A 21,030-nucleotide genomic window follows, 5' to 3' on the forward strand; every position below is an offset into this window, starting at 1 on the left:
ACGCAACGGTCAATAGTTTCAAAGAAGTTATAGTAGTCCGACACGCTTGACTTAATCAATGCTCACTGGATGGCGCTACCGGATCGGCGCGGCGACCGGGGCGCTGTTGCTCACTGTCGGGGCCGTTTTCGCCGCTAACGTCCCCGTTTCTCAGGAAGCTGCGACAGCGTACGTTCCGCTGCTAGATCGATTCGGCATAGGGACCCAAAGCGGCGTTCCTTTCGTCAGAACGCTCATACTGACTACTCTCGCTGTTCTCGTCAGCCTCGTACCGCTGTACAAACCCCGGCCGCAACGGATCTTGGATACCGTTCACACTTCGCTCAAACGCGTCATCGCCGCCGGTCTCGCGCTTGCGACGGTCGGATTTTTCGACTGGTCTCACCGCGTCCCACGGACGACGCTTCTTCTGGCGTTCGGCGTACTGTCGGTTGTCATCCCAGTTTTCTTTGTCTGGATTCGTCGGCGGCCGCGCGGCGACGGCGAGCGCGTACTGATTGTCGGCGACGATGCCGGTCAGATCGAAACGATCGTGACCGAAACGTCGCTGCCGCTGCTGGGCTATCTATGTCCGACGAGCGCGTTTGCTGAGGATAGAAACGGAGTGGCTGCCGACGAGACTACGCCCACAGCTCTCGCAGATGGCGGAGTTCAGGGTCTCGAACGCCTCGGTGGACTCTCCCGACTCGAAGACGTCCTCGTGGAGTTCGACGTCGATACCGTCGTGCTGGCATTCCACGAACCGGATCGCGCCGAGTTCTTTGGCGCGCTCGACGCCTGTCACGAGCACGGGGTCGCCGCGAAAGTTCACCGGGAGTACGCCGATACCGTCCTGATCTCACAGGATGCCGTGGATACGTTGGTCGACATCGAACTGGAGCCGTGGGACTCTCAGGATTACCTCTTCAAGAGAGCGTTTGACATCGCGTTTTCCGGTGCCGCGCTTCTGTTCCTCTCACCGGTGATCACCCTCATCGTACTTGCAATCAAGATAGAGGGTGAAGGCCCCGTGTTCTTCACGCAGACACGGACATATCTATACGGTAATACCTTCGAAATTCGCAAGTTCAGAACGCTCAAGCCGAAGCCCGGAGGAGAGGTCGGCACGACGATCGAGGAGGACCGCCACACGCCGCTCGGTCAGTTTCTCCGGACGACGCACCTCGACGAACTCCCGCAACTGTGGTCGATTCTTGTCGGTGAGATGAGCGTCGTTGGTCCTCGCCCTGCTCAGACGGAACTCGAAGATGAGTTCGAGAACAAAGCCGACGGTTGGCGTCAGCGTTGGTTCGTCAAACCGGGGCTTACCGGTCTCGCACAGATCAAGGAAGCCACGAGCAAGGATCCCGCTCGGAAGTTACAGTACGATCTCCAGTACATCCGCAATCAATCGTTCCTGTACGACGTGAAGATCCTCTGCCGTCAGCTCTGGAAAGTGTTCGAGGATGTCGTCGGGCTCGTGCGCGGAGAATGATCCTCCTCTACGGTCGTTCCGTCCCCTAATGCCACGGTGATCGTCGATAGATCGTCCGGGAGTCCGTCCTGCCCGTCGAAGACGACCGGCGCGGCGTTCAGGACATCGTAGTCGAACGCGTCGTGATCGACGAGCAGGAGGACGGCATCGGTGTCGGCAATCGCGTCACGTTCGATCTCGTCTGCCGGCTCGTACGTCGTTTCGTTCACGCGAACCTCGTCGACGTGTGGATCAACCACGTCAATATTCGCGCCGCGCGTATCGAGCAACTCGCAGATCGACAACGCAGGGGAGTTCCTGGTATCCCCGACGTTGGGTTTGTACGTGATACCGAGTATCGATACCGACGCAGATTCAAGGGACACGCCGCGGCCAGCGAGCGCAGTCTCGACGCGGTCGACGACGTGGTTCGGCATCGACTCGTTGATCGCGTGGGCCTGCTCGACGAGGTTCAGTTGTTGCCCGCTACGACGGCCCTGCCAGGAGAGGAACTGCGGATCGACCGGGATGCAGTGCCCGCCGACGCCGGGGCCGGGATAGAACGTCTGGAATCCGAACGGTTTCGTCCCGGCGGCCTCGATCGCCTCCCACGCGTCGACGCCGATCTCCTCGGCGTGTTGGGCGACTTCGTTCACCAGCGCGATGTTCACCATCCGGTAAGTGTTTTCGAGCACCTTCGCCATCTCGGCTGCGCCGGTGGATTCGACCGGGACGGTATCGTCGACGATGGCTTCGAACAGGGTCTTCGCGGCCTCTCGCTCCTCGTCGGTGTCGGCACCGACGATGATCGGGATGTCCTTGAAGTCGTATGACCCTCCAGGGTTGATGCGCTCGGGCGTGAACGCGACGTGCGTGTCCTCTCCTGGTTCGCGACCGTTCTCTCGGAGCGTCGACCGGATCACCTCGTCGGTCGCACCGGGATAGACGGTGCTACAGCAGGCAAAGAGCACCTCGCGATCGGGAGCGTTCGTCGCCACACTCTCGGTCGCTTTGCGCACGGCGGACATGTCCGGTTCGGACTGTTCGACGCCGGTCGGAACCGCGACGAGGAACGCGTCGGCTTCCTCGAGCGCGTTTGCGTACGTCGTCGGCTCGAATCCTTGGTCGAGCGCTTGCTGCACTGTGTCGTCGTCGACGTCTTCTACGTACGAAGTGCCATCGCGGAGTTGTTCGACGCGTTCGAGGTCGATGTCGAATCCGACGACGCCGAAACCCGCTTCCGTGAAGTGACACGCGAGCGGCAGGCCGACGTATCCGAGCCCGACGACCGCGATCGTCGCATCGGCCCGGATGATCCGGTCGCGAACGCCGTTCATTCTGCTGCCTCCGGAATGGCAGTCTTCTCTCTCCGCTCTGCGATGACGTCCTCGAGAATCCGATCGAGTTCCGTCTTTGGATGCCACCCGAGCGTTTCTTCGAGCTGGGAAACGTCGGGCTCCCGCTGCTGTGGTTCTTCGAAGTCCTCGTCGTAGGCGACTTCGTAGGGGATATGTTCGATCTCGGAGTCGGATCCAGTGAGTTCGATCACGCGCTCGGCGAGCGCGTTGATGCTCGTCGGCTGTGGTGCGCCGACGTTGAATACCTCACCGTGAGCTTCAGGCTCCTGGAGGAGCTCGTAGGTCGCGCGGACGGCTTCCTCGACGTGAGTGAAGCTTCGCGTCTGGGTGCCGTCGCCGTAGACCGTCAGCGGTTCGCCGGCGAGCGCTTGCTCGACGAACGTCGGGATGACCATTCCGTACTGTCCCGACTGGCGCGGGCCGACGATGTTGAAGTACCGACCGACGACGACCGGGAGATCCTCGGCGTCGTGGTACGCCAGTCCGTAGGCCTCGTCGACGGCCTTCGCGGACGCGTAACTCCACCGCGGGCTGGTCGTCGGGCCGAGGACGCGGTCATCCGACTCGGCGAACGGGACGGCGGTTGACTTGCCGTAGACTTCCGAAGAGGAAGCGATGAACGTGGGAACGTCGTGTTCTGCCGCCGCTTCGAGCACGCTCTCGGTTCCGATGAGGTTCGTCTGCAGCGAGTCGAGCGGGTTGTCGACGATCTTCTCGACGCCGACGGCGGCCGCGAGGTGGTAGACGCTATCGGCTCGTCGAACCTGTTCTTCCACGAGCTCGGAATCGGTCACGTCTCCGTCGACGAACTCGACTCGGTCTGACTCGGGGAGGTTCCTTCTTTGCCCGGTCGAGAGGTCGTCGAGGACCACTACGTCTTCGTCCGTGTCTTCCAGATAGAGGTCGACGAGGTGTGATCCGATGAATCCTGCGCCGCCTGTGACGAGAGTAACCATTTCTTACCACTCTTTCTGTTGAGCCTACTACTAAGTATTGGCTATTCTATCAGTCGGCGTCGTTCCTGAACGTTATCGAGGACGAGAGGTACCCGGTCCGGCATCAACGCGTTCATAGGCGTCCGTTAACTACCGATTCGTAGATGCGCATCCTCCGCGTCGCCCAGAAGCTCTATCCCGACACGAAAGGAGGCGGACAGTATCACGTCCACGCGATGAGTCGCGATCAGGCAGCGATGGGTCACGACGTCACCGTCCTGACGACGCGTGACGACGAGTCGCTGCCTCGGATCGAGGAAACGCACGGCTATACGGTCGTTCGTGTCTCTCCTGGGGTGACGATCGCAGGTAACGACGTGTCGCCCGCCGTGGCGCGGTACCTGTGGGGTGTCGACGCCGAGTCGTTCGACGTGATCCACGCGCACTCGCATCTGTACTTCTCGACGAATCTGGCTGCGCTGAAGCGGCGATTGGGGGATATTCCGCTGGCGATCACGAACCACGGCCTCTATTCGCAGTCGGCACCCGAGTGGGTGTTCGATCTGTATCTGAAGACGCTCGGTCGGTGGACGTTCAACCGGGCGGACGTCGTGTTCTGTTACACCGAGACGGACGAACAGCGACTGCGCGATCTCGGGATCGAAACGCGTATCGACGTCGTCTCGAACGGGATCGATACCGAGCGGTTCACACCGGAGGGGCCCGAAAGCGATCTAATCGCGAGTGACGGGCCTGTCGTGTTGTTCGTCGGTCGGTTGGTAGAGGGCAAGCGGCCCAGTATTGCCGTCTCGTCGTTTGCAGACCTGCTGTCCGAGCATCCGGACGCGGAACTCGTATTCTGTGGCGACGGACCGTTGCGGGAGGAGCTCGAACAGCAGGCGACCGACCTAGGGATCGACGATGCCGTAACCTTCCTGGGTCACGTTTCGTACGATGCGATGCCCGAAGTGTACCGGAGCAGCGACGTACTGCTGCTACCGAGCCGTGCCGAGGGCGTCCCCCGGACGGTCCTCGAGTCCATGTCTTCGGGTATTCCGGTCGTGGTGAACGAACTCGACCAGATGGCCGGAGTCGTCGGTGATGGCGGTCACATCGTGGACGTCGGCGATCGAGAGGAGACGGTGTCGGCTCTTTCATCGGGGCTCGACGCCTCGGCGCTCGGAAAACGCGGCCGCGAGCGCGTCACGGGCGATTATCGGTGGCTCGACACCGTCGATCGGACGACGGCCGCTCTCGAGTCGCTGGTAGATGACAATTCATAAATTCATCGGCCGCTTGCCCTCGTCTATGACCAGGGAACCGATCGAGGTTATCAAAAACTCGTTTATTTACCGCTCTGTCGCTCAGGTGTACCGCTGGGCCGACGAGAGCTCGTTCGTGAACTTGGTCTCGAGCGAACGCGTTATCGCCGGTGTCCTGGGCGTCTTTATGTCACTGAGCGTCGTCCGCGTACTGGCCTCCGACGTTCACGTGACTATCCAGTTCCTGAGCTTCTTGCTGTTGTTCGTGGTCACCGCCGCGGTCACCTGGAACTACACCGAGCCACTCGCGGACGCGTAGAGCCCAGCGCTCGACCACGGGGGCGGCCAGCACGATCAGGAGGAAGTCGAACACGATCCGGTGGCGAACGTTCGTTCCGAAGTTCGAGTCGATGACGCCGTACCCCGTGATTCCCGCAACGTAGACGACGACGAGGAGGGCCGCCGTCGTTTCGTCGTACTCGCACTCGTACAGCGATCGAGCCGCGCTGACGAACAGGACGATCGCGATCGGCGTCGCCGTGAACGTAAGCAAGTGGAAGACCGACTCGACGTGCAGCGGGAACGGTGCGAACTGGAAGTAGATCGCTCGGGTGGGTGCTACCAGAAGGAAGTCGAACCACGACGAGTACTGCATTCCCTCCAGATAGGCAGCTCCGCCGCGGGCCCGGTAGTCAACCGAACGGTTTACCACCGATAACGGATAGAGGAATTCGGCGAATAGCCCGAAGCCGACGGCGCCAATTCCGCCGAGCACCGCCGTGAGACTGGATATCGAGAGGTCGCGATCGGTCGCTTGCAACGCCTCGATGGCCGTTGCGGCGCCGAGTCCGAGGAAGGCGATCATTCCTAGCTCTCTCCGAAGGAGAAACATCATGCCCCAAAGCGGTGGCAGGGTCAACGCGAGAATACTGTTTCTGTTCGAGAGGCAGTAGTGTCCGAGCGCGAGGATCGAGAAAAAGAGGAGCACGGACAGCGAGTCGCGCATCGGGATGCTGAGCAAGTAGAACTGGAGCGGTAGGAACAAGATCAGCATCATGCTTCCGTGAGGCGTTCCCGGAAGGTTCGGGTAGAGTTGCTTCACCAAATAGGCGATCGGGATGAACAGCAGAACCGCAAAGAGCCCGTTGAAAACGCCGACCGTCTCCGGTTGGGCTGGGAAGAATGTATACAGTAGAGCCTGAAACGTGCCAAAGGAGGTTACAGTTGTTGACGCTGCGGGTATTTCACCGCCAATGAGCGTTGCCCCGACGTGATGGAACTTCTGGATGTCCCAACCATAGGGCACTATTGGGACAATCACGAGAGTCACAAAGATGTGTCCGAGGAATCCGATTATGGTGGCCGTCTGGTAAGTACGATCTCCGTAGAATTGCGTGACTATTACTAGAACGAATAAGGAAACTAGTCCCGCCGTTACTACCATCAATGCAATGATTCAAAGCGGACGAATAAAATACGTTGCTATTCAGTAGTGAGGTGGCCCTCAGATTTCATCCTTCTATGCCAGTGTGCGAATACATATATATTCCAGAGAAACCACTCGTAGTCCTGCCGTCCTGAGATGTGTTGCTCGTGAAGTTTAAGTATGGCATCCGCATTCAACAATGAGCTATCGACGTCCCTAACGACTGACTTGAAGTCCTCCTTGAGATCTTGCTTGAACCATTCTCCGATCGGCATCTCGAACCCCTGTTTAGGTCTCGATTTGATCTTCGGCGGTATCATATCATCGAACGCATCTTTCAAAATTCGCTTTCGATCATTTCTCGTGATCTTGTACTCCGTTGGCAGTCCCAAGGCGTAGTTCACGATATCTATGTCCAGAAACGGAACCCGGACTTCGAGCGAGTTGTACATACTCGCGAGGTCGACCTTCTGGAGCATTTGATTCGGGAGCCCGTGGTTGATGTCGACTGCCATTACGCGGCTTAACGAGTCATGTCTCTCCGCTGGGAGTTGGTTTTCAGCCATCTCGTGTTCGCGTCGCATCACCGCTATTCCGTCTTTCGTCGGGTCACAGTCGCGATATACCGACGTTGCATCATTTGGTGATTTTCGAACCCACTCGAAGTGACGGTCAGGCACTTCGTCAGCACTGACGTTGACGAATTTTTGTCCTTTCCTGAAGGCTTCTCCGATAGCTGTAGATCTCGTGGCTGGCAACCGGTTGATAGCCGGTTCTACAAGCATCGAACGAATCTCTCGAGGGAGTGCTCGGTAGAACTTCGAGTAGTATTCACCGCGATAGCGATTGTATCCCGCAAACAGTTCGTCTGCTCCATCACCGGATAGAGCTACTTTTACGTCCTGGCTTGTTTCTCGGGCAACGATATACGTCGGGATTAGTGAAGGGTCTGCAAACGGTTCTCCTAGGCGGTCTAGAACTGACGGAACGACATTTCGCACATCGTCTGCGGAGACTGTGTATTCGGTGTGATCCGTTTCGTGGTATTGGGCCACAACTTGTGCCGCATCTGATTCGTCGAACTGATCGCTCTCGAAGCCAATTGTAAAGGTTTTGATTGGGTTGTCTTGTAGCTCCGATATTGCTCCCGTGATGATTGTCGAATCGATTCCACCACTGAGAAATGCCCCGAGGTCGACGTCACTCATCAAACGTTCTTGCACGGAGTTCATCACGATATCCCGCAAAGTAGCACTTGCCTCCGAAAACGGCGCATCCACTGGCCTTATTGAGGGGTTATGAAACTGAGATCGGTTGATTCCTTGCTTAGAAATAGTAATGCGTTCTCCTGGTAGAACTTTCTGAATATTCTCAAACGCAGTTTTCGGCGCAGGTATATTTCCCAAGGCAAAATACTCTGATAATGCTACTGAATCCAATTCTCCTTGGTCAACATTTGATCGAAGTAGTGGTGGGAGCTCTGATGCAAATCCAATTCGATTACCGTCATCCGCGACGAACAGTGGTTTAATCCCAATCGAATCTCGAGCAAGAGTCAACTCCTTCTTATTCCGATCCCATAACGCAAATGCGAACATCCCATCTATATAATTAACTAATTCCGCCCCATATTCTTCATAGAGGTGGACCAGTACTTCCGTATCGGTGTCTGTTGTGAAGTTATGTCCCTTCTCTTCTAATTCCTCACGGAGACTGAGATAATTATAGATCTCCCCATTGAAGACGACAATGATAGATTCATCCTCATTCTTGACTGGCTGATCACCTGATTCGACTCCTACGATGCTTAATCGACGGTGCGCAAGTCCAATCTGATTCTCAAGAAAGTACCCCTCTGAATCCGGTCCTCTATGCCTCTGACAATCATTAATGTCCTGAAGTTCTTTCTTGTTTGGAGGGGCAGACCACGAGAGGACCCCACCGATTCCACACATGATTGTTCTTATTCTGCCGTCTTTGATAGGCGTTGCTAAACTATGTTTGACCATGTCCTGTTCTAATATTATAAATACTACTAATGTGGAAAGTATTCCCAGAACTAACGTTCCGATGAGTCGCTCATAACCAAAGTAGTAATCGTCACTGCTGGCGCTGGCCGGATGTGATTGCATCACTGCTTACTGTGGAATCTAACTCATCTTTGAGTATGGGAAAACTAACTTTCGGTTATTGTCTCTGAAGTATTGTGTGTGTGATTGAGGTTAGAAGTTATTAAATACTACTATAATATATAAATAATTAATAGTATCCCTATCTATGTTCATTCTGTGTGGCTCTAGTAGAACTCGACTATTGGCCATTTAAGAGTGGAAATGCGGGCGTCTGACTTAGAGAGTGATTGACGGAGCTTGAATCGCTGACCTGGCCGCTAAATACGTACTAGCTCCGCCGATGACGGTCTATTGATCGAGTTCGTTAATGACAAAATATATCTACGCACTCATTATTCATAACGCCTAAATCCTTGCCGGCTTGAAGTCAAGATACTAGTATCCGATTCCTATCGGTCCAATTACACTGGCGCCCATAATAAGGAATCTTCAGAACTAGCAATCTAAATATATGAATATAGCAAGGTCAAGTCTGAAATTAGCAGTATCAAGAGCAGGCTCCGCGACTATCGGATTTCTTATCATTGTGTATCTAACTCGAAACTTGGACACTGATATACTGGGAACTTTCTTCTTATTCCAAGCACTATTGGGGTTGATCTCTATTCCGGTAGACTTTGGTATGAGGAGATCTCTCTCAAAGCGATTGAGCGAGAGGAGTAACGATGGTGAAGTGATTACTACGGTGATCCTTATGAAGATCATCCCACTTTCCATCTGTTTATTTCTAGTATACTCTCTCAGGAGCCAGATAAATAATTATCTGGGTGCAGATCTAGTAACGCTTCTCATATCTGCAATCGTGCTCCAAGAGATGGCCTTATTTACTATCGGAGTATTAAACGGACAGCTCCGGGTTGGTGAAACCGCGGTACCCAAATTCACGCGTCGAATCGCATTTGCTAGTACCACCTTTTTCCTTATTGAGCGAGGTTTCGGTGTTCGGGGTGCAATTTATGGTTTACTTATAGGACTTTCTGCGATGCTGGCAATTGCACTATATCGAGTGCAGATCTCTTTTGGATTTCCCTCTTTTTCGATGGCTGCTTCTCTATTCGAATATTCTAAGTACGCATTCATATCCTCAGTCGGGGGGTATTTGTATAATTGGATGGACGTAGCACTTCTCGGCCTATTCTTAACACAGTCAGACGTGAGTATCTACGAAGTGTCTTGGCGTGTAACTGCTATCGTGATGCTTCTTGGACAATCTGTTGCGACTACTATCTTTCCTCAGGTCAGTAAATGGGATGCGGATGGTGCACACGAACGAATTGAGAACCTTCTCCCCCAAGCTGTTGCACCAGTCCTTCTTTTAGTGATTCCAGCATTTATGGGAACGATCGTCCTCTCTCAAGAGATTCTTTCTGTCGTATTTGGTTCAGAGTACGCAGTCGGACAACTAGTCTTGATTATCTTAATGGGTGAAAAAGTAATCCAATCCGTTCATATAATACTCGGTACTGCGCTTCAAGGAATCGATCGGCCCGATCTCGCAGCTCGTGCTGCCATTATCGCTATTTTCCTCAATCTCGTCCTTAACATCGTATTGATCCTTCAGTATGGTATTGTCGGTGCAGCAGTCGCGACTGGCCTTTCGTTTATTGCGAACAGCCTTCTCCACGCGTACTATCTTTCACAGTTCGTTAATATCAGATTGCCCTGGCAAGAAATTGGTGCTACTGTAGTTGCCTCTATTGGGATGGGTTCCATAGTATTTATGATTAAAAATTACCATACCATCGACTCATTACAGTCCCTTTTAGGCATCGTCATCACCGGGATGGTTGTATATGCACTGCTGGCAGCCACCCTAGCACCACTCAGGGATGTTATAATTACTAACCTTAGGAGAATGGATATTGTGGGATGACCTTCGTATTAGAGCCTGGCTTTGTGTCTAAGAAATCGGATTGCTTTCCGTGGATTGTTCATCGCTTTGCCTATCATGTTCACCAAGCGGTTTGTGATGCGGAATATGGAGAATCGATGCAAATATGTCACGGAGCGCCTAACTGGCCAATCTCCTGTAGTAGCATAAATGTTCTTGACCCCATCGTCCTTGTACTCAGCAACAATTCGATCGAGAGTCTTGTAGTACTCATTCCCCATAGTAAGTCCTGTAGAACGGTGCCATACATTCAGTGGGAGTACATAGACCGAATGTGGACTCCGGTAGTTCAAATAAAGTGCGTATTCAACCCCATATAGGTGCCAACCATCACACACCTCTGTATTGAAACTACGCTCATCAAATATATCTGATGGAACTGCCATTAACAATTCATCAACTGTCTGAACAAGTTCGGGCTCTGATATTTCATTTCCTGTAGCTGGGAATACGACCTCCTTATGATTAAGTACATATCTAAGCTCTTCCTGATTAATTTGATCCTCCTCTGTTAGCTCCTTCTTCGTCCACGGCCGTGCAATATCTTCTGCCAAGGATTTCCGCTCTTCATCGGTAGGAGGGCGTCCATGGAATATGATATTTCGAGCACGATCTTCTCGGCACTCACCATCAGCGGCCATACCAGTCACCCCGGCCATCCCTAACTCTGGAGCTGTAGAAAGATAGTCATAGAGTTCCTGTAACCAACTCTCAGTGAGAAGCCGTACGTCCTGATGAATGAACACATAGTACTCTCCGCTAGCCTGAGACGCACCATAATTAAGCGCTTCTGCAGCCGATGGGAAAATACCATCACGGTTATCAATCGTGATTGTCTCAAACTCCTCGAAGTCTTGGCCTGAGAGGCTATCAAGTAACCACTCCTCTAGCACTCTTTGGTCATTATAGACTGTAATCACGCTAATTTTTGTTTCAGACATTTATCATCACTTCCATGTGGTGTAACTGTTTCTGTCCATAATATGCCTCTCTCTCCTAAGTATTCGGATTTAAACGAGAGCCGATAGAAAGACTTGTTATTCTCCCTCTCGCTTTGTTATGTATGCTATCACGGCTTGTTAATACATTATTGTCACCACTTTGCCAATCAGATTTGTTCACTACTCCGAAGAGGACGGTTGTTGACTTCTATACTCGGAATCTTCGATCTTTCATCCCTCGGCGACATGCAGTGTATAACTCAAAGAGAGTACTTGCCTCAACTCTTCTTGGAACAATAATAAATTCTGGCCCTCCTCACCGGCCTTACTACGAGTCGGGAATTGCGAATAGTCTTCGGACATGGGTTGACGAAGGTGATCAGGTCGTGATTGTTGGTGGTGGCTGGGGCGTTACTGCAGCGATCGCCGCAGAGGTAGTTGGACCGTCGGGTCATGTCCATGTCTTTGAAGGATCAAAACAGCATACCCAATATGTTAAGGAAACAGCCCAACTCAACAACGTCAAAGAGCGGATATCCGTCACACACGCGATAGTCGGAACCGAGGTCAGTCTCCGTGGTGATTCAGGTGAAGCACAGTCGCTATCACCGCAGGAACTACCTGAGTGCGATATCTTAGAACTTGACTGTGAAGGTTCTGAACTTGAGATTCTTCATAACATGACTATTGATCCCCGCATAATGATCGTCGAATCGCACGGCCATCTTGGAACTCCGTCGGATCGAGTCCGGGATACACTGGAAAATAAGGAGTACCAGATTGTTAGTGAAGAAGTTGCGGATAGAGGATTATTAGATGAATGCATAAACAATGATGTGTCCGTTCTAACTGGAGTAAAGAACCCATGAATAGCTGTAATCCATCAACGCAGAAAGGAATTGAACCGGACCTATCACAGACTGACGATAGATTGGAACCCCCTCTCCCGAACGTGAGCATAGTTGTTCTCAACTGGAACAATTATGAAGACACGGCTTCCTGCCTCCGCTCTCTGGCCGAAGTATCCTACCCTGAGATGGAAGTTTACGTCGTCGATAACGGATCTACTGACGGTTCTCACAAACGGCTTGCAGAAGAGTTTGAACAATATAATTTCATATTCAATAGCGAAAACCTTGGTTTTGCAGGCGGATGCAATCAAGCAATCAAACGAGTACTTAAAGAGGGCACTGATTATGTCCTTCTACTAAATAATGACACCGTGGTGCAGCCAGATTTCTTGACTCCACTGGTCGAAACCGCGGAAAGAGAAGACGATGTTGCGGCTGTCGGCGGGATCATTCGTGATATGTCTGGAGGGGTCCAATCTGCTGGGGGATCTTTTAATCCTTGGTTGGCGACTCTCCGTCATAGAGAAAACCCCGAGTCAAGTGTGTATGAAACGGATTTCATCACCGGCGCAATGATGCTGATCGAGGCAGAATTCCTGGCTTCACTTGATGGCCTCAACGACTCATACTTCTTTGGAATGGAGGATCAGGAACTCTGTTGGAAGGCTGACCAGCGCGACCTTCGTCTCCTCATTGAACCACGTTCGGTTGTCCGACACGACAAAGGTGGATCTGCCTCAGAGGCGAGCCCTTTTCGATATTACCACGATACTCGTAATCGACTTCGATTTGTGGGGGAGAATATCTCTTTTGCTGGAAGTTTCCTATTTTACATATTCTTCGCCTTCTCTAGAATATATCGATTCGGACAGTGGATACTCTCTGGACGTACCGGGTTCGTAACTGCGACCCTTTCGGGGGCCTTTGACCATATTCGAGGTGCCGAATATCGTATGACCGATGATTTCTAATCTCAGTGTCCTCCCTAATTTTCATAGAGAGCTTCAAACGAATCCACCATCACGTTGATACTGTAGTTATTGCGGGCTCGCTGTTGGGCCGCTATGCCAAGGGTTGATGCGCGATCTTCGTTGTCAAGAAGTTCCCTGACCGCTTTACCGAGGGCTGATGAGTTTTGGCTCGGTACATGTATCCCGTGCTTCTCATCGTCAACCAACTCAGAACAGCCATCTACGGGCGTCGTTACGATGGGCAGTCCAGCGCACATCGCCTCAAGTAATGCACCTGGCAACCCTTCATAGTGCGATGGAAAGACGAACACATCCATGGCATCAAGAAGGGCAGGAATATCGTCTCGCTGTCCCGCAAAGATCACAGATTTGGAACAACCACGTTCTTCGGCGTATCGTTCTAGAGCGTCGCGTTCTGGCCCGTCACCTACGAGTAATAGTTGTGCCTCAGAATGTGTATTGAGGACTGCTGGCCAAGCGTCCAACAGATCGTAGTGTCCTTTCCTTTCGACTAGCCTGCTGACGGTTCCAACGATCGGACAGTCTTGATCAAGCGATAGGGATTCATAGAGTTCGTTTGAAGCGCACCCTTGGGCGTATTTCTCGACATCCCGACCGTTCGGTACGACCGCGACCTGCTCTTCCTTTGCTCCGTGATTGACGATATGCTCTGCACCTGCTTGGGAGTTTGAAACCACTAGATCCGATAGAGGAAGCGTAAGTCGGTCAATAAACGCTCTGAGAAGCGGGCGGCTATCGGGAACCTCACGCACGCCTGTAATACAAGTTGTCTTGGGTGTTACTACCGTTGCGAGTCTCGCGAGTACGTTGTCGAAGAATAAAAACGACTGGACGATGTCTGGCCGTTCTTGTCGGGCCGTTTGGGCGAACTGCAACAGGACACCGAAGTCCCACTTTCCGGCCGCATCTAGCGTTCGGTAGTGTACGTCCTCGTTGAGCTCGGCCACTAGCGGTCCATCGTCGACGATAGTCCAGACGGTAACTTCGTATTGGTCAGTATCGATATTATTTGCAAGGTCAACTAGAGTTTGCTCAGCACCACCAACAGAAAGCATTCCAATGAGAAACCAAAGTTGGGTATTTTCTTCAGTCATCTTTTGAAGGGCATACGAGAATTAGCAAGTCCCCCGTCTATATGAACCTAACTGAAATATCTGTGTGGTAGATATAATATATACATAATATATGTATATCCGTAGTTATCTCACTATGAAATTCTGATTCCAGTGCCGTTCACTACGTCCCTCTCGGTGACGCTAACTCTCTGGTTGTCCACCTCGTACTTGCCTGCGTACGGTACTATCACCGCAAATTCCCCGCTCTCACTCGCCATCACCTCTCGCTCGTAAGTGAACGATGTACCGTCTACCGTGATGTTCGTACTTACCGAAACCAACTCGTTTGCCACTGCAGATCCGGTGATCGTCGCACCGGGAACTACTGCAAAGGTCGCTATAGTGCGATCCTCGTCGATGGACAGCAGTTGGTAGTGCGTTAGCGCGTCCCCCCCGTCATTGCTTGTTCCTATATCCCTTAACAATTTGCTCTGGGCGGTATTGGATGGAACGTTCCCATCGACTTCGGTTACGACGACGTACCCAACCCTGCCGGTGAACTGTTCGTATCGCTCGTCGGGATTGCTCCCCGATCGGAACGGATCGTAGTTGTCGTACGCGTATCCGTAGTTATTTGACTCCCCATTCACCACGTAGTTGAACATCCGGTTCGTGTCCCACTCGCTCAGGACGAAGTTCTCGGGGTACTCTCGATCCACGTTCTCTGCGTGCTCGTCGATAGCCGTCGCGGCCTCGTACTCCGCGTCGCTGTAGGTGACCTGACTGACTAGTGAGGGGACGAGCAACATCCCGAGTCCGGTAAACAGCACGAAAATGCCGATCAGATATCCCAGCTTCCCGCGATCGTCCGGAACGTCGATCGACGCGCTCGGCCGTTTAGCCGCTCCCCCGCCGCTCCCAAGTAGCCTCGTCTCGTCACTCGATCCTCCACGGAAGGGCCTCGGCGTCCGCGCCAGGTCGACCACCGACAGCACGTGAACGAGTCCGAGCCCTCCGAGCACGGCGATGAACAGTGAAAGCTGTCCGGTGAAGCGCATCTGGACGCCGGCGAGAACCGTGAAGTACCAGCTGCACACTGCGACCAGCAGCCAGCCGGGTTCGTACCGACGATACGCCACCAACATCGCCCAGCCCAGCGGCACCAGCGCGAGGTAGAACGCAACTCCCGTCTGGGTCAGCGGCCCGAAGACGAACCCGTACTCGGCGGCGAACAGCGACTGGGCCTCGGTCATCCCCTCCCGGAAGAAGAGGGTGTCGGCGCGATCGCGTACCTGGGCAACTTCGTCCGGTCGAAGCCGTCGGAACAGCCACAGCCCGGCGACTGCCACGATCGACTCGAGGCTGACGAGAGCGCTCTCCGGGGCGTCGAAGTACCGCCAGACCTCGCCGAGCAGAGCCACCACGACTGTACCGCCGACCACCATGATGGGCGTGTACGCCGCGTACGCTTCGTGCCATCCCCAGCGGGCGTGGAACAGGAACGAGATTGCGGCGCCGATCCCGAGTCCGAGTAAGATCGGCAGATTCGCCCCCATTGGCGACACGTCTGCCCGGGCGTCCATCGCAGCCCGCAGCCCCAGATACCCTGCGATCGGAATGAACATGAGGGGTGATCCGCCCCACGCGTGCACCGAAAACCCGACGCCGATCCCGAGTCCGACAGCTGCCAGCCACGTCCACCCGCTGGTCAGGTGCGCTCGAAGCGCGTCGGCGTCCGACTCCTCTGTCACCCGTCGATCTCGGAGATCCACCGCGAGCCACGCCAGCGATAGCACCATCACTCCGAGCCAGAAATACTGGTGGATCTGGTGATCGATGAAGCCGATACCCGTGTACACCGCGTGGGCCGGGATCGTCGCCAGCACGAACACCGACGCAATCCCCACGCGCGGATCGTCGGTCAGCACGGTCGCGAGCTTGTACAGCACGACGCCGAGCGCGAGCGTTGCGACCACCGGCAACCACGCAGCGACCGTCGACGCCGCGGCCTGTCCCCCACCGAGCAACTCCGCGACGAACCAGTTCGTCGCGTGCGAAAGCGGACGCGCATCACCCACTCCCTCCGGCATGTTCGCGATCACGCCCCAGTCAGTCGGTCCGGAGGACCGCGCTAGCAGCTCCTCCATCCAGTACCGGAAGTAGTAGGGGTCGTTCCCCGGGGAGATCACGTGCTCCTCGCGCATCACCGACCCGTACGCCGTGATTCGCATGACGAACAGAAAGGCGAGCGCGCCGGCGAGTCCGGCCATCGCCCGCAGATCGACCGAGACGTCGACGTCGAAATCGAACCCCTCCCCGAACGACGTACTCTCGCCAGTCTCTACAGATCCGCCCGATATCGCCGCGGCGACGGCGTCTCGATCGGCGACCTGGTACTCCCCGTCGGCCTTCTCGACGATCCCGCGGGAGACGAGCTCGCCGAAGGTCCCCGAGTCGGCGGGAATATCCTCGAACGTCCACGTCTCTCGATCGGCGTCGACCTCCAGTACGGCTTCGAGCGTCTCCTCGGCGTCGGAGCGGTCGTCGAGAAACGAACGGACGGCCTCGCGAACGGTCGACGACTGGCCGGCCTCCGGTGACATTGCTACGAATGGTTATAGCCGGCGCTCATGGACCTTTCGCTTGAACGGGATCGCTCCCCGAGTTTCCTTCCTCGATCGGGGTACATTCCGGTCGAGTCACGGAACGACTCACCGTGCCGCCGAACTCTTCCCGATCCAGACCCGATCACAGAACCACACAGTCCCCGCAACGAGCACAGCCCCGACGGCCACCCACCAATCAGAAGAAACGTACAGGCTCGGCGTCGCGTGGCGCCACCACGTCATGGGATAGAGCCACGCCGCGGCCTGCCCGTCCGCCCAGGCCTTGACCGCGTCGACGAGCAGGTGCGTCAGGGCACCGCCACCAAGCACTGCGAACGCGTAGCGACGGTCGCGAGCGAACAGCATCGCGCCGATGCCACAGAGAAGCATGGCACCGCCGAGCGTGGAGAGGGCGCCGAAGCGAAAGCCGACACCGAGCGCCGATTCGATCCAGACTTCGGAAACGAACATACCGATCCGATTCAGGTCAGGGACCATCGAGCCGATGGCGCCGATAGCGACCCACTTCGGCGTGATCCGATCAGCGTACCAACTCACCACCGTGAACACCGCGTACGCGACGAGCACGTGGGTAAGCAAATCGGCCATCAGCGATCATCCTCCTCGCGAGGAACGATCGCCAGTCGCCTGACGTCGATCCGCCAGTGTCTGAAGAAGTAGCCGATCGCGAGCATCGCACCGACCAGGGAGATACCGAGCTTGTAGTACCGACTCGTGCTGTCGGGCGTCACCACGACGGTCCTGCTTGCGTCCATCGTCCGATCCGCGTGGAGCGTGCCGTACACCTGTATGAAACTGCCCGGCGAGACATCCCCGCGAACGCCCTGGACCGTCAAATCGGCGACGACCTCGTCGTCGCGATCGAGCACGTGAATCACAGCACTATCGCCGTCGACGGACTGCACTTCGCCGAACACCAGCACCTCCGACCCGGTGTACGAGTCAAAGTCCTCGTCGAGCTCCTCGGCCGTCGGGTGGGGCCACCGGTCGTCGTAGACAGTCCCGTAGTGGACACAGAGACCTACGGTCCCGAGCAGAAGGAGCCCGCACGCCAGCATCCGAACGTATCTGTTCACGGTTGTCGTCCGTCCGTTCGATGGACTACCGACTTGAGAGTATCGACGTCACTTGAGGAGTTCGTTCTCTAACCGATAGACTGAGTCGTCATTCAGAATCCCCTACTCGGACTCGTAATTAGCGGTCCATCCATCTCTGTTACTGGCGGACTCTCGCAGTGAATTAGTGGGAGAGTGTCCCCGCCTGGCGCCGTTGGTTGTCCTTTTCGGACGCCAGCGTGGCGGCTTCGTCGGTTGCCTCGATCGCCTCGATGACTCTCTCCGCCAACTCGGGATCATCTTCGAGATCGACGCGTTCGAGTGCATCTTCGAGGTGATCACTCGCCGTCGCAAGCAGGGCGCTTGGACTCCGCTCGACTCCCCCGGTGGTGCCGCGATCCGCTCTCGACATACTCAGGACTACTGCACGTTAACGGTTAGTTATAGACTGTTTACCGTCTATTTGCGTTCTATTTGCAGCGTCGGATCCGGCGTTTGCTTACCAAGTCAGTCCCTCGTACGTGATCCCTTCGCGCCGATCGACGATACGCCGACCGTCGACCACGACCGGCTCGGCCATCGCATCAAATTCCTCGTCGAGCGCCCCGAACTCGTCCCAGTCGGTCACCACGAGCGCTCCCGAAGCCCCCTCTAGCGCCTCACCAGCCGAGTCGACGTACTCGATTCCCGGGAACCGATCGCGCATGTTCTCGGTCGCAACCGGATCGTATCCCACCACATCGGCTCCACGCTCCTGTAGCCCCTCGATCACCGGGATCGCTCGCGAATTGCGCGTGTCGTCCGTCCCGGGCTTGAACGCCAGGCCGAGCACGGCGACACGCTTCCCCTCCGCGTCGACGTGCTCGTCGAACAACTCTAGCAGGCGCTCGGGCTGGCGATCGTTGACCTCGACGGCGGCCTCCAACACCGCGGGATCGTACCCCGACTCCCGCGCGGCGGCGATGATCGCGGCGACGTCTTTGGGGAAACACGACCCGCCCCAGCCGACGCCCGAGCGCAGGAATCGCTCGCCGATCCGATCGTCGAGACCGATCGCGTCGGCGACTTCGTAGGCATCGATGCCGAACTCCTTGCAGACGTTCCCCAGATCGTTGATCAGCGAGATCTTCGTCGCCAGGAACGCGTTGTTCGCGTACTTGATCATCGTCGCCGTCTCGGGATCCGTCCGGACGACGTGGGCGTCGTGGTCGGCCAGCAGCGGCGCGTAGATGTCTTCTAACACAGCACCGGCCCACTCCGAGTCGGTCCCGAAGACGACCTTCTGTGGGTCCAGGAAGTCCTCGACTGCCGTCCCCTCGCGCAGGAACTCGGGATTCGTCGCGACCTCGACGCGCCCCGCCGCCTCGCCGGCTCCCTCGGCGACGGCGTCGCGGACCGCGTCGATCTTCGGCGGCGTGATCGTGCTCTTGACGATCACCAGATGGTCGTCTTCGGCGTCCGCGAGCGCATCGCCGGTCATTTCGGCGGCCGCTTCCAGCGGCGCGACGTCGATGCTCCCGTCCTCGCGCGAGGGCGTCTGGATCGCCAGGAACGTCGCGTCCGCCTCGGCCACGTTCTCGTACGACGTCGTCGCGCGGAGATTCTCGCCGGCGTGCTCGGCGACCAGTTCGTCCAGCCCGGGTTCGTGGATCGGCGCCCGGCCCGCGTTCAGTTCGGCGACGACGTCCTCGTCGATGTCGATCGCCGTGACGTCGTGGCCCAGGTCCGCGAGGCAGGCCGCGAGCGTCGTCCCGACGTAGCCGCTGCCGACGACGTTGATGTTCATTGTCCGAGATGGGTCGCTCGGAGCGCATTAACGTTCCGTACTTCAGATACGTATGATCCTGCTCTCAGTTGCCCCTCGTACTACAGCGCAATGACACGCAAAGATTTTATAGCTCAATTGAAACCAATGGGGTATGCAAGCCGTCGTTCTCGCCGCTGGCGAAGGCACCCGCCTCCGGCCGCTCACGGAAGACAAGCCGAAGGGGATGGTCGAAGTCGACGGGAAGCCGATCCTTACCCACTGTTTCGAGCAGCTGGTCGAACTCGGCGCCGAGGAGCTGATCGTCGTCGTCGGCTACAAGAAAGAGAAGATCATCCAGCATTACGACGACGAGTTCCAGGGGGTGCCGATCACCTACACTCACCAGCGCGAGCAGCAAGGCCTCGCCCACGCGCTGTTGACCGCCGAGGAACACGTCGATCAGGACTTCATGCTGATGCTCGGCGACAACATCTTCGACGCGAACCTGCAGGACGTCGTGCGCCGACACAACGAGGACCGCGCCGACGCCGCGTTCCTGGTCGAGGAGGTTCCCTACGACGAGGCGTCTCGCTATGGCGTCTGCGACACGAACGATTACGGCGAGATCACCGAGGTCATCGAGAAGCCCGAGGAGCCGCCAACGAACCTCGTGATGACCGGTTTCTACACGTTCACGCCGGCGATCTTCCACGCCTGCCATCTGGTCCAGCCATCCAACCGCGGCGAGTACGAGATCAGCGAGGCCGTCGACCTGCTGCTGGCCAGCGGGCGGACGATCGACGCGATCGGCCTCGACGGCTGGCGGCTGGACATCGGCTACCCCGAGGACCGCGACGAGGCCGAGCGGCGCCTGACCGGCGAGACGCCCGAGGACGACGAGGCGGCGGCAGCGACCAGCGACTGAATCCCTTCTTCTACGAGTTCGGGATGAGACGCTCGTCCATTTCTTCGCGACCGAATAGCGACCAGTTGTCGCCGAGCTCGTCGGCGAGTCCGTCGTCGATCGTCCGGTCGTAGACGACGCCCGGGGCTTCCTCGATACCGGATCGATTCGGCCCGACGAATCAGAACCGCAGAACTCGTCGGCGACCCGGTATCGCGACCGCTTCGACCGTCTGGCCGACGCGGTGACGGGGTCCTCGCGGTCGATTTCCGGTTCGTTCACGACCGGCGGGAGCCACCAGACCGGCAACGTTCCCGCGCTATCGTCGGTTTTATCCAACTGAAACTTGCGTATGCAAGCAACTGATAATGGAAAACAACTGCACCCGTTCGACTAGTACG

17 protein-coding genes are annotated in these 21,030 nt (G+C 56.0%); 6 read left to right on the forward strand and 11 right to left on the reverse strand.

Annotated elements, in window-relative coordinates; genetic code table 11:
* The first annotated feature begins 58 nt into the window (after positions 1–58).
* Positions 59–1,474, forward strand: a complete 1,416-nt coding sequence (locus ABDZ81_RS06820) for a sugar transferase (RefSeq protein WP_343773156.1) — start codon at positions 59–61, stop codon at positions 1,472–1,474.
* On the opposite strand, the gene ABDZ81_RS06825 is transcribed toward ABDZ81_RS06820, so the two are convergent.
* Both ABDZ81_RS06825 and ABDZ81_RS06830 read right to left on the reverse strand, forming a co-directional pair.
* Positions 1,423–2,790: a nucleotide sugar dehydrogenase gene (locus tag ABDZ81_RS06825; RefSeq protein WP_343773158.1), complete on the reverse strand. Its 1,368-nt coding sequence runs from the start codon at positions 2,788–2,790 to the stop codon at positions 1,423–1,425. The two genes, ABDZ81_RS06820 and ABDZ81_RS06825, sit on opposite strands and share 52 nt — an antisense overlap.
* The gene (locus tag ABDZ81_RS06830; RefSeq protein ID WP_343773159.1) at positions 2,787–3,767 is read right to left on the reverse strand and encodes a GDP-mannose 4,6-dehydratase; all 981 of its coding nucleotides are present in this window, start codon (positions 3,765–3,767) and stop codon (positions 2,787–2,789) included. The genes ABDZ81_RS06825 and ABDZ81_RS06830 overlap by 4 nt, the downstream gene beginning before the upstream one ends.
* A 143-nt stretch (positions 3,768–3,910) precedes the next feature.
* Between ABDZ81_RS06830 and ABDZ81_RS06835 the strand changes: the two genes are divergently transcribed.
* Entirely contained in the window at positions 3,911–5,029 is a 1,119-nt protein-coding gene (locus ABDZ81_RS06835) for a glycosyltransferase family 4 protein (RefSeq protein ID WP_343773160.1), read from the forward strand.
* Positions 5,030–5,198: 169 nt separating this feature from the next.
* On the opposite strand, the gene ABDZ81_RS06840 is transcribed toward ABDZ81_RS06835, so the two are convergent.
* On the reverse strand, positions 5,199–6,452 hold the full coding sequence (locus ABDZ81_RS06840) for a hypothetical protein (protein ID WP_343773161.1): 1,254 nt from the start codon (positions 6,450–6,452) through the stop codon (positions 5,199–5,201).
* Between the two features lie 38 nt (positions 6,453–6,490).
* Positions 6,491–8,566 carry an asparagine synthase (glutamine-hydrolyzing) gene (gene asnB / locus ABDZ81_RS06845; protein WP_343773162.1) on the reverse strand — a complete coding sequence of 692 codons (2,076 nt, stop codon included), beginning with the start codon at positions 8,564–8,566 and terminating at the stop codon, positions 6,491–6,493.
* A 451-nt stretch (positions 8,567–9,017) separates the two neighbouring features.
* Between asnB and ABDZ81_RS06850 the strand changes: the two genes are divergently transcribed.
* On the forward strand, positions 9,018–10,439 hold the full coding sequence (locus ABDZ81_RS06850; RefSeq protein ID WP_343773163.1) for a flippase: 1,422 nt from the start codon (positions 9,018–9,020) through the stop codon (positions 10,437–10,439).
* A gap of 8 nt (positions 10,440–10,447) precedes the next feature.
* Here ABDZ81_RS06850 and ABDZ81_RS06855 read toward each other — a convergent pair whose 3' ends face one another.
* A complete protein-coding gene (locus ABDZ81_RS06855; RefSeq protein WP_343773164.1) occupies positions 10,448–11,398 on the reverse strand; it encodes a glycosyltransferase in 951 nt (316 codons plus the stop codon).
* A gap of 251 nt (positions 11,399–11,649) precedes the next feature.
* On the opposite strand from ABDZ81_RS06855, the gene ABDZ81_RS06860 reads away from it, so the two are divergent.
* The gene (locus ABDZ81_RS06860; protein WP_343773166.1) at positions 11,650–12,267 is read left to right on the forward strand and encodes a class I SAM-dependent methyltransferase; all 618 of its coding nucleotides are present in this window, start codon (positions 11,650–11,652) and stop codon (positions 12,265–12,267) included.
* Positions 12,264–13,220 carry a glycosyltransferase family 2 protein gene (locus ABDZ81_RS06865; protein WP_343773167.1) on the forward strand — a complete coding sequence of 319 codons (957 nt, stop codon included), beginning with the start codon at positions 12,264–12,266 and terminating at the stop codon, positions 13,218–13,220. The genes ABDZ81_RS06860 and ABDZ81_RS06865 overlap by 4 nt, the downstream gene beginning before the upstream one ends.
* A 14-nt stretch (positions 13,221–13,234) precedes the next feature.
* On the opposite strand, the gene ABDZ81_RS06870 is transcribed toward ABDZ81_RS06865, so the two are convergent.
* The 6 genes from ABDZ81_RS06870 to aglM form a co-directional block, all read right to left on the reverse strand.
* Positions 13,235–14,335, reverse strand: a complete 1,101-nt coding sequence (locus tag ABDZ81_RS06870; RefSeq protein WP_343773168.1) for a glycosyltransferase — start codon at positions 14,333–14,335, stop codon at positions 13,235–13,237.
* A gap of 113 nt (positions 14,336–14,448) precedes the next feature.
* The gene (locus ABDZ81_RS06875; protein WP_343773169.1) at positions 14,449–16,899 is read right to left on the reverse strand and encodes an MFS transporter; all 2,451 of its coding nucleotides are present in this window, start codon (positions 16,897–16,899) and stop codon (positions 14,449–14,451) included.
* 108 nt (positions 16,900–17,007) lie between these two features.
* Positions 17,008–17,511, reverse strand: coding sequence for a metal-dependent hydrolase (locus tag ABDZ81_RS06880; RefSeq protein ID WP_343773170.1), 504 nt, complete (start codon positions 17,509–17,511; stop codon positions 17,008–17,010).
* Entirely contained in the window at positions 17,511–17,999 is a 489-nt protein-coding gene (locus ABDZ81_RS06885; protein WP_343773172.1) for an OB-like fold-containing membrane protein, read from the reverse strand. The genes ABDZ81_RS06880 and ABDZ81_RS06885 overlap by 1 nt, the downstream gene beginning before the upstream one ends.
* A gap of 163 nt (positions 18,000–18,162) precedes the next feature.
* Positions 18,163–18,390, reverse strand: coding sequence for a hypothetical protein (locus ABDZ81_RS06890; RefSeq protein ID WP_343773174.1), 228 nt, complete (start codon positions 18,388–18,390; stop codon positions 18,163–18,165).
* An 87-nt stretch (positions 18,391–18,477) separates the two neighbouring features.
* Positions 18,478–19,764 carry a UDP-glucose 6-dehydrogenase AglM gene (gene aglM, locus ABDZ81_RS06895; protein ID WP_343773175.1) on the reverse strand — a complete coding sequence of 429 codons (1,287 nt, stop codon included), beginning with the start codon at positions 19,762–19,764 and terminating at the stop codon, positions 18,478–18,480.
* A 133-nt stretch (positions 19,765–19,897) separates the two neighbouring features.
* Between aglM and aglF the strand changes: the two genes are divergently transcribed.
* Entirely contained in the window at positions 19,898–20,650 is a 753-nt protein-coding gene (gene aglF, locus ABDZ81_RS06900; protein WP_343773176.1) for a UTP--glucose-1-phosphate uridylyltransferase AglF, read from the forward strand.
* Positions 20,651–21,030 lie beyond the last annotated feature (380 nt).

This window comes from Natronoarchaeum mannanilyticum, from assembly GCF_039522665.1.
In the GTDB taxonomy this organism is placed as follows: Archaea; Halobacteriota; Halobacteria; order Halobacteriales; family Natronoarchaeaceae; genus Natronoarchaeum; species Natronoarchaeum mannanilyticum.

Coding starts and splice junctions, on each gene's coding strand:
- ABDZ81_RS06820 (WP_343773156.1), top strand. CDS start 59: ATGCTCACTGGATGGCGCTACCGGATCGGCGCGGCGACCGGGGCGCTG.
- ABDZ81_RS06825 (WP_343773158.1), bottom strand. CDS start 2,790: ATGAACGGCGTTCGCGACCGGATCATCCGGGCCGATGCGACGATCGCG.
- ABDZ81_RS06830 (WP_343773159.1), bottom strand. CDS start 3,767: ATGGTTACTCTCGTCACAGGCGGCGCAGGATTCATCGGATCACACCTC.
- ABDZ81_RS06835 (WP_343773160.1), top strand. CDS start 3,911: ATGCGCATCCTCCGCGTCGCCCAGAAGCTCTATCCCGACACGAAAGGA.
- ABDZ81_RS06840 (WP_343773161.1), bottom strand. CDS start 6,452: ATGGTAGTAACGGCGGGACTAGTTTCCTTATTCGTTCTAGTAATAGTC.
- asnB (WP_343773162.1), bottom strand. CDS start 8,566: ATGCAATCACATCCGGCCAGCGCCAGCAGTGACGATTACTACTTTGGT.
- ABDZ81_RS06850 (WP_343773163.1), top strand. CDS start 9,018: ATGAATATAGCAAGGTCAAGTCTGAAATTAGCAGTATCAAGAGCAGGC.
- ABDZ81_RS06855 (WP_343773164.1), bottom strand. CDS start 11,398: ATGTCTGAAACAAAAATTAGCGTGATTACAGTCTATAATGACCAAAGA.
- ABDZ81_RS06865 (WP_343773167.1), top strand. CDS start 12,264: ATGAATAGCTGTAATCCATCAACGCAGAAAGGAATTGAACCGGACCTA.
- ABDZ81_RS06870 (WP_343773168.1), bottom strand. CDS start 14,335: ATGACTGAAGAAAATACCCAACTTTGGTTTCTCATTGGAATGCTTTCT.
- ABDZ81_RS06875 (WP_343773169.1), bottom strand. CDS start 16,899: ATGTCACCGGAGGCCGGCCAGTCGTCGACCGTTCGCGAGGCCGTCCGT.
- ABDZ81_RS06880 (WP_343773170.1), bottom strand. CDS start 17,511: ATGGCCGATTTGCTTACCCACGTGCTCGTCGCGTACGCGGTGTTCACG.
- ABDZ81_RS06890 (WP_343773174.1), bottom strand. CDS start 18,390: ATGTCGAGAGCGGATCGCGGCACCACCGGGGGAGTCGAGCGGAGTCCA.
- aglM (WP_343773175.1), bottom strand. CDS start 19,764: ATGAACATCAACGTCGTCGGCAGCGGCTACGTCGGGACGACGCTCGCG.
- aglF (WP_343773176.1), top strand. CDS start 19,898: ATGCAAGCCGTCGTTCTCGCCGCTGGCGAAGGCACCCGCCTCCGGCCG.